This window comes from Coleofasciculus sp. E2-BRE-01, assembly GCF_040221695.1.
Classification (GTDB): Bacteria; Cyanobacteriota; Cyanobacteriia; order Cyanobacteriales; family Coleofasciculaceae; genus Coleofasciculus.
Genome location: NZ_JAVKEA010000219.1, coordinates 1 through 9,474, shown reverse-complemented (window position 1 = coordinate 9,474; position 9,474 = coordinate 1). Strand labels below are relative to the sequence as shown.

The following is a 9,474-nucleotide window of genomic DNA, read 5'->3' as shown; positions in this document are numbered from 1 at the left end:
ATCCACAATGTTTTTTTCAAACAGGCTCCGTTTAATACATAGCTCCCCAAAATTGCTCGCTTTCCCCCATACCCCACACCCCATACCCCACACCCAGTATCCTATCGTGGGTAATGTGGCTTAAGTTGACACCCATGGATACCATCGTGCCCTGATATAGGGCTTCTCTCGCCTACGACAAACAGGATTTTATCAAGTTATGTCTCTTGATTAAACGAATTCACCCGTCGCAAGTCTAATGTCAACGGATATTCCGGACTCAATGATAAGGGTGGAATCGAAATTATTCCCGGTGTATGATCCTGAGGAATAAATCGTTCCAACATCCGTGACTCCGCTTCTCGGTGATTAACGGGAAACTTATCATAAACGATGCCATTGGGATGATTAACATGATAGCGACAGCCGCCAATTGAGCGTTGCGTCCAAGTATCTACAATGTCAAAGACTAACGGTGAATGAGAATTAATCGAAGGATGCAATAACGCCGCATATTCCCTGGCGCGGAAGCGTACCCCACCCACATAGTCTCCCGGTATTCCGGTAGACTTTAATGGCACTGGATTCCCATTACAAGTAACCTGATAACGGGATGAAAAATTATCTTGATTGGGCGAATGCCCCATCGCTCCCCGCAGTCTCACCTGTATCCGTTCCATGGAAGAATCTACATAACGAGCGGTTCCCCCATTACCCGTTTCTTCCCCTAAAACGTGCCAGGGTTCGATCGCGTGTCGTAATTCTAACTCAATTCCCTCTCGGCTAATCTCGCCATACTGGGGGAACCGGAACTCAAAAAACGGCTCAAACCACTCCCATTGAAACGGATACCCCGCCTCCTGTAACTCGCGGATCACCTGCCGCAAATCCTCGCCAATGTAGTACGGTAACAGAAAGCGATCGTGCAACATCGTACCCCAGCGAATTAAATTCTGGGTATAGGGATGCTCCCAAAACCATGCCACCAGCGCCCGAATTAGCAGCATTTGCAGTAAACTCATTCTCAGATGGGGTGGCATGGCAAACGCCCGAAACTCCAGTAATCCCAACTGATTGCGGTAATTTTCCACCGGATACAGCTTATCAATACAGAAAGCGGTGCGATGAGTATTCCCCGTTACATCAACTAAGAGATTCCGTAAGAGTCTGTCTACTAATTCTGGCGCTACATCTTCACCCGATTGTAACGTTTGAAAGGCAATCTCTAACTCATATAAACTCTCATGTCGTGCCTCATCCACACGGGGCGACTGACTGGTGGGTCCAACAAATAACCCTGCAAATAAATAGGATAAACTGGGATGATTTTGCCAATAACTAATCAAACTCCTGAGTAAATCCGGACGCCGTAATAGAGGACTCTCTAATGGAGTTTTGCCGCCAATCGTAATATGGGAACCTCCCCCTGTACTTACCCGCCGTCCATCTAGGGTATATTTTTCAGTTCCCAGACGACAAAGCCGTGCCTCTTCATACAGGGTTGTGGTAATATCAACTAATTCTTGCCAACTTTCGGCTGGATGAATATTCACCTCAATCACACCCGGATCTGGCGTAATTTGAAACCCTTCAATTCCGTCATTACCGGGAGGGGTATACCCTTCAATTAACACCGGAATTTTGACTTTAGCGGCGGTTTGTTCAATCGCAGTGATTAAATCTAAGAAACTTCGCGCCGACGTTAAAGGCGGTAGGAAAACATGTAAAATTCCTTGGCGAACTTCTACACTTAACGCAACCCGAATGCTATTGTCAGGCGAATCAATAAAGTCAGGACTAGGTAGGGCTGGATTCGCCTCCAAGGGGACAATTCCTTCCTGTACCAATTCCTCAGACCAATCGATGGAATTCAGGGGTAAACGGAATCCGGCGGGAGAATCACCCACTAACAAATTCAGCCTCTCATCAGGGAATCGCCAATGACAGGTACTCCAATACAATTGCTCATCGTTTAATACAGGTAATATCGGTAAAACATACCCACCGATGTCCCCTTCATATTCATAGGCGGGAATAATACAGTCAGGATTAACACCTAGATGCCTCGCTAACGCCTGAATAAATATCTCCCCCTGTTTTGCTGTATGTCCATAATCCTTGCCTTCTTCGGCATACCACTCTCGATTCCGCCAAATCGGAGTACCATCACTGCGCCAGTAGCATCCTAATGCCCATCGGGGTAAAATCTCACCGGGATACCATTTTCCTAACCCATAATGCAGTAATCCTCCTCCTTTAGAAAACCGGGCTTCCAAACGTTTGAGTAACTGTCCGGCAATTTTGCGTTTCTCCTCACCGAAGGCGGCAATTTGCCATTGGGAAGATTCAAAATCGTCAATGGAAACATAAGTGGGTTCACCGCCCATGGTTAAGCCCACACCTTCACGGTGTAGCCTTTCGTCTACGGCTTTACCTAAACTATTAATCTGTTGCCATTGGGCTTCTGTATAGGGTTTACTGGGGCTGGCAATGGTTTCATGACGCGACACCTTCACCGCAAACTCTAACTGAGACTGACAGGGTTCACTTGTACCCATCACCGGAGACGCCGCCTCTGGGGATGGAGTACAGACGAGGGGAATATGTCCTTCCGCCGCTAAGTAGCCGGATGTGGGATCTAATCCAATCCAGCCAGCGCCGGGAAGATAGACTTCTGCCCAAGCATGAAAATCGGCACAATCGGCTTCGATGCCTGGGGCTCCATCGACAGGGGGATTGTCTGCTTTGAGTTGAATCAGATAGCCAGATACAAATCGCGCCGCTAAACCATAATGTCGTAATATTTGCACCAGTAACCAGGCGGTATCGCGACAGGAACCGACTTTTTGGGTCAAGGTTTCTGCACAGGATTGAATTCCGGTTTCTAAGCGTATGGTATGAGTAATATCCTGGGCAAGCTGTTGGTTAATAGAGCATAAAAAATCGGTAGTGTAGATATCCGTTTTGCGATTGTTTTCTAGCCAAGCAGATAATAGTTCCCCTGATTCCGTTATGTCTAAAAAGGGACTCAGTTCTTTTTGAAGCTGGGGATCATAGTTAAAGGGATAGCGTTCAGCATACTGTTCAACCAAAAAATTGAAGGGATTAATCGGTTGCAGTTGGGCAATAATATCGACTTCAATCGCGAGAGTATCGGTAGGCTTGGGGAAATTCAAGCGGGCTAGGCGGTTCCCGTAGGGGTCATTTTGCCAGGTTAAACTATGCTCTTGAGGCTGGATAGTTAGAGAATAACTTTGAATGGGTGTGCGACAGTGAGGAGATGGATGTAATCCTAGGGTGTGAGGACTAAGAATAACGGGGCGCTCGAAGTGATAAGCAAGTTGATGATTTAGGCTAACTTTAATGGGCATTGGTCATCCTTTTGTCATTCGTCATTCGTCTTATGTCATTCGTCATTTGTCATTCGTCATTCGTTATTCGTTATGCCTGTTGCCTCATCCCAACCTTCAACATTAGTTTTGTCGATTTTATGGGCGCACGCTATGCGCCCCTACGGTTTCTGGATGGAAGTTGTAGGTTGGGTTGACGCAAGGAAACCCAACGGAATCTAATCCACCGAATTAGTTATGCTACACCACGATGATTTGGCAATCGATGGTGTACCTTGTTCGAGTTTCTGCGATCGCAGTTAATTTAGCTGATGTCCGCAACTTGAACAAAAGCGATCGCTAGGCGTCAGGGATGAGCCGCATTGAGGGCAAAAGCTTTTACTGCTTTGAGCCGGAGATGAAGATGACTTCGGTGATCCCATCCGCATCTCCATATTGCCCATCCGCATTTCCATGGGGTTCATATTCATTTGCATGTCTCCCATATTCATCGGCTTCATCGGTTCCATGGGTTTCATTGGTTCCATGGGCTTCATCGGTTCCATTGAAGGCGTTGATGAAGCGGGTGTGCTATCGACTTGCTGCACTTGCATTTGTTGGGAACTACTAACAGACGGAGTTCCACTGGTTACGCTCATGCTGCTTCCTTGCACTTGGATAAAATGATCTCCTTGCGCTGTAGAAATCTTTAACACCACACCGTTAGGCGTGCGGAATACCTCCGGCGGTGATGTCCAGTTTCCGGTTTGAAACCCGTTACTGGCTTGTTGCTGTTGTCCTGGACTACCACTGAGAGTGGTGACAACTGTCTGTGTTCCTTGATTATCGAGGTAAACTCTGTGGCCCGTGCCTATCTCGCATACGTAAGCCATAATAACCTCTCCCAAAAAATTCTCCTTATATCATTATTCAGGGGAAAGGCACCATTGGTGAAACTTCTTAACAATTGTGTTAGATCACATCCCATCAGTCAGTCAGCAGGAGTGAGGATCGTCATTTGTCATTCGTCATTTGTCAGGGAACAGGGAATAGGCAATGGGCAATAGGCAATGGGCAATAGGCAATGGGCAATGGGCAATAGGTAAGGTAGAGTTTTGAGTTAACTTACTTATCTCCCCCAGCTTCCCCAGCTTCCCCAGCTCCCTCTTCTCCCTTCCTCAGTGCGAATCTCTAAGCGGAACCTCTAGGCGTTTCTGGGAAACTATCCCATGTAATGCCACAGTCGAGGTGGTGCGATCGGCGAAAATTGGCTTCTGGGTTCCCAGCATTTCCAGAATCATCTTGAAGTTCTTGGCATCTAAATCAGCGGTGCGTTCTTGTTCACCATCAGCATAAGTAAACCAAAAGTGACCTTTGTTTTCCAGAGATTTCCACAATGCCTGATAGCTGGTAATTCGTTTCATCTCACCTGCTTCATATCATGTCCGGTTGAATGCTTACACGTTGGTACTGCCCAAGGCAGATGGCAGATGGCTCCAGGATTCCAAGATGAATGAGGGAATGAGGGCGATAAGGGAGATAGGGACTCTCTTTATTAATGCTTGCACTTAATCGGGGCGGGTTTAGTGGCATCTGGGAGAGATCAAAAACGATAGTTGTAAAACCCGTCTCTACACAACACTCTCCTTTTTTTCACCTCCCCCATCTTGCCTATCAAAACCGAGGCTGAGAACCCCCGTGTCCCTTCACTTCGTTCGAGGGCAAGTTTAACCGGGGGATGAAAGCTTCGATAAGGTTTTAACCTAATGTGTCCTGTTTTACTTCGGCATATTGTCGAATAGCCTCCCTGATTAGCTCGTTTATTGACCTTTCGGTGCTTGCTGATAGTCTTTTGAGCGCCTCATACTCTTTGTCTGACAACCTCAAGTTGTATCGTTGCATAATCCCATATTTGTGCTAATATAATACCATATTAGCAGCACAGGATGAGAAACTCCAAAAACAAACGTGTTAGCTAAGTTACTAGTAAAATTAAGCTGAGAGATAAAGTGAAGTGATGCGGTTTTAACCCGTCACTGAACAACGTCTGGCGAATCCACGTTTTTCAAAGCGTGGAGAAGTCAACTCTGTTCCAATTATGCCCATGCTCCAGTCTGGATATCATTGTCGGGCCAATGTACGGCAACAGCAGATGTGGAGTGATCGCCGAAAATCGGCTTATCTGTATCTAAGATATCGAGCATGATTCGGAAATTGTCTGCATCTAAATCTTCCGTGCGTTCTCTATCGCCATCAAAATAGGTAAACCAAAAGTGACCTTTATTATCCAGGGGTCTCCACAGTGCCTGATAACTGGTAATCCGTCTCATTTGCATTTCAGGTTTTTTCATATCTGGCTGACTTTGAATGCTTTTACTTTCCATCGTTGACAGATGCCCCTGTTGCGTTTTAGTTCTAATTATTTATGTACTTATGTTTCGATTTTACGCTAAAGCTTCCCCAATAGCTGAGGAGGCGATTGAAATCGCGGAACTACACAAACAAAGTCCGCCTGCGCGGACTAAATTCATAGCTATGGGAAGGGCGCATCGCTATGGGAAGGGCGCATCGCTATGCGCCCCTACCTGTCCGATTAATGTTGATTAATTACGCCCCATACTTGCGTAATCGTCCCGCATGTGCCAACGCTAATCCGATCAACTGCACTCCAGGACGCAATCCTAACATCCCCCGCCCACAAGCATATTCATCAAATGTCGCGACATCATCCACTTGGGCATATTTACTATGAATCATCACGGGGACAGGATGCCAACTGTGTTTTCCCATTACCGCCGGGGTGGAATGATCTGCACTCACGACTAACACATCGGGATTGAGTCCAGTAACTAAAGGCAAAAGCTGATCCACTTCTTCAATGACTTTTACCTTACCCTCGAAGTTACTATCTTCTCCCTTACTATCGGAATGCTTAACATGGAGGAAATAGAAGTTGTACTTTTCCCCATAAACCTCTTGCAGCGCTTGAAATCGTTGTTTCATGCCACCGGGACGGGGGACAACATCCATGCCGATTAAGCGACTCACGCCGCGATACATGGGATAATCAGCCACACAAACCCCATCGAGTTTAAAGCGATCGCGGATGGCTGGCAAGGGTTGATAGCGTTCAAACCCACGCATTAAAATCCCAGTAGCTTGGTCTTCATCGGCTAAAACCTGCTGTACCTGATCAATAAACGATCGCACTAATTCGGCGGTTTTCTTGGAGTCTTCTGATTCAGGCGTCGGATCTTTAGCGGGAACGCCTGTGGTTTGCGGATCAGTATCCGGTAAATTTCCCCCTAATCCCTGACCCCTTAACACAAATACCGCCCGGTGTTCGCTGACGGTTTCAAAGAAATAGTCCCCTTCAAAATCCAAGCTAACCTTGTCCCGAATCTTTTCACAAAGACGGCGATTCACATCCGTCGCAATTCGACCCGCCCGTCTATCGGAAACATTACCCTGTTTATCAATCGTGGCAAAATTCACCCGCGCCGCGATATCATTTTCCTTAAGATCAAACTCGATTCCCAACGCCGATAAAACACCGCGACCCACATTATACTTCAGGGGATCATAACCAAATAAAGACAAATGACCCGGACCACTACCCGGTGTAATTCCCGGACCGACAATTTCCAATAGACCACAACTCGATTCTTGTGCCAATTTATCTAAATTCGGCGTCTGGGCGACTTGCAATTCTGTCCCACCTTTATCTGGATCAGACAATCCGCCCACCCCATCTAGAATTAAATAAACAATCTTACCACCTTGTTGCCAAGCTAAGTCTTCCCAAACTGTACTAATATCCATAATAATTCGTTCCCCTTGAGCGTCCCTCACTGGCATTGTTAACTGAATTCAGCGAAATAGGCAATTCAACTTAAGGTAGAAACCTTTTAAATTTGGAATTTTTAAGTCTTACAGACCATTTCATTTACTATACCAACGCTCTCCAATCTATCTACCTTAAGGTAGATATTATTTTTTTCTCTGGGTAGAAGTCAAACGAAGTAATCACCGTTAAGCTTCTTTTAGCTCAATCAAGCAAATCGTGCCATTTTCTGCCAAATTTGGGAGTTAAGACAACCCAGCAGCCTTAAGAGCGCGTTTTGACATAATTTATTTACTCAGAAGGTATACATGTGAAGAGTTTCGCTTTCAGACAAACCTGTTCTTTGATCAGTACTATTGCCTTAATAATAGTATCGAGTATACCGTCAGTTCGAGCGCAAACGGCGGAATCCTCTCCTCACCAAGGAATAGATGCACCCTATCCGTGGCAAAATGTTTCTACCCGTGCGGAAAGTTTAAAATCTCCTGGACGTGCAATTTCTCTTGATCAAAGGAGGTTCCCAACTAATCCTTCACAACTCAACCGCACTCGCGATACAGGAAATATACTCCCCGCAACTCCCCCACAAAACCTGGCTCAACAAACTGTACCTCCACCGGATGCTCCGACGGAACCCCTGGACATTGATACAACAGATGTGTCGCCCGGTCGAGCAACTCGTTCAGGTTCCAGCTATATCGGAATTGGCGGTAATATCGGAGTGGGAGATGGTGATACGGCTCTGGGTGAAACAAGCTTCGCTGTCTTCAGCAAAATTGGCTTAACCAGCAATATTTCGGTTCGTCCATCAGTCCTCATCGAAGATGAGCCAACGATTCTGCTACCTGTCACTCTCGACTTTACCCCTGCTGTCACCGACGTGACTGTGGATGTAACTGAAGACTTGGGTGCTAGAGTCTCTCCTTATGTTGGCGCTGGAATCGCTATCTCGACAGGAGATGACAGTTCAGTGGATTTGCTGGCTACGGGAGGTGTGGATGTACCGTTGACGACTCAAGTAACAGCAACGGCTTCCTTAAATATCTCGCTGTTTGACAACCCGGCTGTGGGATTGTTGTTGGGAGTCGGTTATAACTTCCAATAATTGTCAAATAATTGTCAGGGTTGATGGTTGATAGCTCATCACTCATCGCCATCAACCATCAACGATGAACCATGAACCTCCTCGTCTTGCTCAACTTTGTGATCTAGTTAACATAGGTTTGTTCGGGAATCTTTTCTAATCTAAATCTAAAGAGTGATGAATTCAAAAATTAATTTGAATTACATTTCCTCTGTGGGTAAACCAGAGGAGGGTTAATAATGGCATCAGACTATGAGACTCAAGACGCAACAGAGACGTTAACGATAGAAGGACTCAGTGCGATCGCACTAGCACCAATTAATTGTACTTCCCGCCGCCGCGATACTGGAACAGCCATTAGCCAAAACTGCACTCAAAGAAAGCATTGCTTTTTCCCAACGCTGTCAGGAAGCCGTCGCCCAAGCCAGAGAACACCTCGATGCTGCGATGGCAGAGATTCAGGCTGATTTAGGTGAACAACAGCAAGCAGAAGCTAATGGGAAAGCCGAACAAACCTATGTTCCTCAGACAAAAGCCCAGGCATTTCCTGAGGTTATGGATTCAATGGATGACCTCAATGAACAAGTGAAACGATTAACTAAGTAGGTTGGTGGAAATAAACTTAACTAGATTAAGTTATGTAAACAAGCCTCAAACCCTTACTGTTCCCTGTTCCCTGTTCCCTGTTCCCTAATCTCCACTGCTAACTTTAATTGTGTCCACCTACTTAATGGGAGGGAGGATTTTATCAAAAATTGGCGGCTTATGGTCATGTGGGCAGGATGGATCTGGAATTGCCGTGGGAAAAAACCGATAAGGTTGAGTTTTTGAAGGGTTGATAAATGACACAGTTTAACATTCCCTAAAAACCCTGTAGAGACGTTGCAGGCAACATCTCTACTCTTCTTCTGATTGCTCTAGTATAAGATCTAATTGACTTTTGTAACTAATGTAGTCTTCATGATAGTTTCTCTGTTCGAGTAACCTCTCTACTCCATCCATATTAATTGTTTTAAGCATATCTCTGGCAACTTGCATACCTTTTTTAAACAGGATAAGGCTCTTGCCAGTGGTTAAACGTTTTATGAGTCCTTCTTTTGTAAGAATTCAGGTCTGTGTTTAGCTCATCAATTAGCCTGGGTGTACGAGCCTTTCCAAAGTAACGTGGGAAAGGAAATTCAGTCACATCGGCGAGTGCGCCCAGGCTCTTTTCCCCAAATAGGTCTTGCCTGAGACAG

Annotated in this window: 10 protein-coding genes; 3 read left to right on the top strand and 7 right to left on the bottom strand. The window is 45.8% G+C overall.

What is annotated here, in order from left to right:
* Window positions 1–197: 197 nt before the first annotated feature.
* The 6 genes from RIG66_RS30480 to RIG66_RS30455 all read right to left on the bottom strand — a co-directional run bounded on the left by RIG66_RS30480 (window position 198) and on the right by RIG66_RS30455 (window position 7,130).
* A complete protein-coding gene (locus RIG66_RS30480; RefSeq protein WP_446383360.1) occupies window positions 198–3,350 on the bottom strand; it encodes a transglutaminase family protein in 3,153 nt (1,050 codons plus the stop codon).
* Between the two features lie 278 nt (window positions 3,351–3,628).
* Entirely contained in the window at window positions 3,629–4,201 is a 573-nt protein-coding gene (locus RIG66_RS30475) for a zinc ribbon domain-containing protein (protein ID WP_446383358.1), read from the bottom strand.
* Window positions 4,202–4,486: 285 nt separating this feature from the next.
* Window positions 4,487–4,732: a hypothetical protein gene (locus RIG66_RS30470; protein WP_446383356.1), complete on the bottom strand. Its 246-nt coding sequence runs from the start codon at window positions 4,730–4,732 to the stop codon at window positions 4,487–4,489.
* Between the two features lie 334 nt (window positions 4,733–5,066).
* On the bottom strand, window positions 5,067–5,210 hold the full coding sequence (locus RIG66_RS30465) for a ribbon-helix-helix protein, CopG family (protein WP_446383354.1): 144 nt from the start codon (window positions 5,208–5,210) through the stop codon (window positions 5,067–5,069).
* Between the two features lie 194 nt (window positions 5,211–5,404).
* On the bottom strand, window positions 5,405–5,692 hold the full coding sequence (locus RIG66_RS30460) for a hypothetical protein (RefSeq protein ID WP_446383352.1): 288 nt from the start codon (window positions 5,690–5,692) through the stop codon (window positions 5,405–5,407).
* 223 nt (window positions 5,693–5,915) lie between these two features.
* A complete protein-coding gene (locus RIG66_RS30455) occupies window positions 5,916–7,130 on the bottom strand; it encodes a 2,3-bisphosphoglycerate-independent phosphoglycerate mutase (RefSeq protein WP_446383350.1) in 1,215 nt (404 codons plus the stop codon).
* Window positions 7,131–7,495: 365 nt separating this feature from the next.
* Here RIG66_RS30455 and RIG66_RS30450 point away from each other — a divergent pair, with 365 nt between their 5' ends.
* The 3 genes from RIG66_RS30450 to RIG66_RS30440 all read left to right on the top strand — a co-directional run bounded on the left by RIG66_RS30450 (window position 7,496) and on the right by RIG66_RS30440 (window position 8,842).
* Window positions 7,496–8,257: a hypothetical protein gene (locus RIG66_RS30450; protein ID WP_446383348.1), complete on the top strand. Its 762-nt coding sequence runs from the start codon at window positions 7,496–7,498 to the stop codon at window positions 8,255–8,257.
* 218 nt (window positions 8,258–8,475) lie between these two features.
* Window positions 8,476–8,703: a hypothetical protein gene (locus RIG66_RS30445; protein ID WP_446383346.1), complete on the top strand. Its 228-nt coding sequence runs from the start codon at window positions 8,476–8,478 to the stop codon at window positions 8,701–8,703.
* Window positions 8,684–8,842, top strand: a complete 159-nt coding sequence (locus tag RIG66_RS30440) for a hypothetical protein (RefSeq protein WP_446383344.1) — start codon at window positions 8,684–8,686, stop codon at window positions 8,840–8,842. The genes RIG66_RS30445 and RIG66_RS30440 overlap by 20 nt, the downstream gene beginning before the upstream one ends.
* 439 nt (window positions 8,843–9,281) lie before the next feature.
* On the opposite strand, the gene RIG66_RS30435 is transcribed toward RIG66_RS30440, so the two are convergent.
* Window positions 9,282–9,474: hypothetical protein (locus RIG66_RS30435; RefSeq protein ID WP_446383342.1), on the bottom strand; the 193-nt coding region annotated here is incomplete at its 5' end.

Excerpts from the sequence above, each read along its gene's own strand:
- RIG66_RS30480 (WP_446383360.1), bottom strand. The coding sequence starts at position 3,350 with ATGCCCATTAAAGTTAGCCTAAATCATCAACTTGCTTATCACTTCGAG.
- RIG66_RS30475 (WP_446383358.1), bottom strand. The coding sequence starts at position 4,201 with ATGGCTTACGTATGCGAGATAGGCACGGGCCACAGAGTTTACCTCGAT.
- RIG66_RS30470 (WP_446383356.1), bottom strand. The coding sequence starts at position 4,732 with ATGAAACGAATTACCAGCTATCAGGCATTGTGGAAATCTCTGGAAAAC.
- RIG66_RS30465 (WP_446383354.1), bottom strand. The coding sequence starts at position 5,210 with ATGCAACGATACAACTTGAGGTTGTCAGACAAAGAGTATGAGGCGCTC.
- RIG66_RS30460 (WP_446383352.1), bottom strand. The coding sequence starts at position 5,692 with ATGGAAAGTAAAAGCATTCAAAGTCAGCCAGATATGAAAAAACCTGAA.
- RIG66_RS30455 (WP_446383350.1), bottom strand. The coding sequence starts at position 7,130 with ATGGATATTAGTACAGTTTGGGAAGACTTAGCTTGGCAACAAGGTGGT.
- RIG66_RS30445 (WP_446383346.1), top strand. The coding sequence starts at position 8,476 with ATGGCATCAGACTATGAGACTCAAGACGCAACAGAGACGTTAACGATA.
- RIG66_RS30440 (WP_446383344.1), top strand. The coding sequence starts at position 8,684 with ATGGCAGAGATTCAGGCTGATTTAGGTGAACAACAGCAAGCAGAAGCT.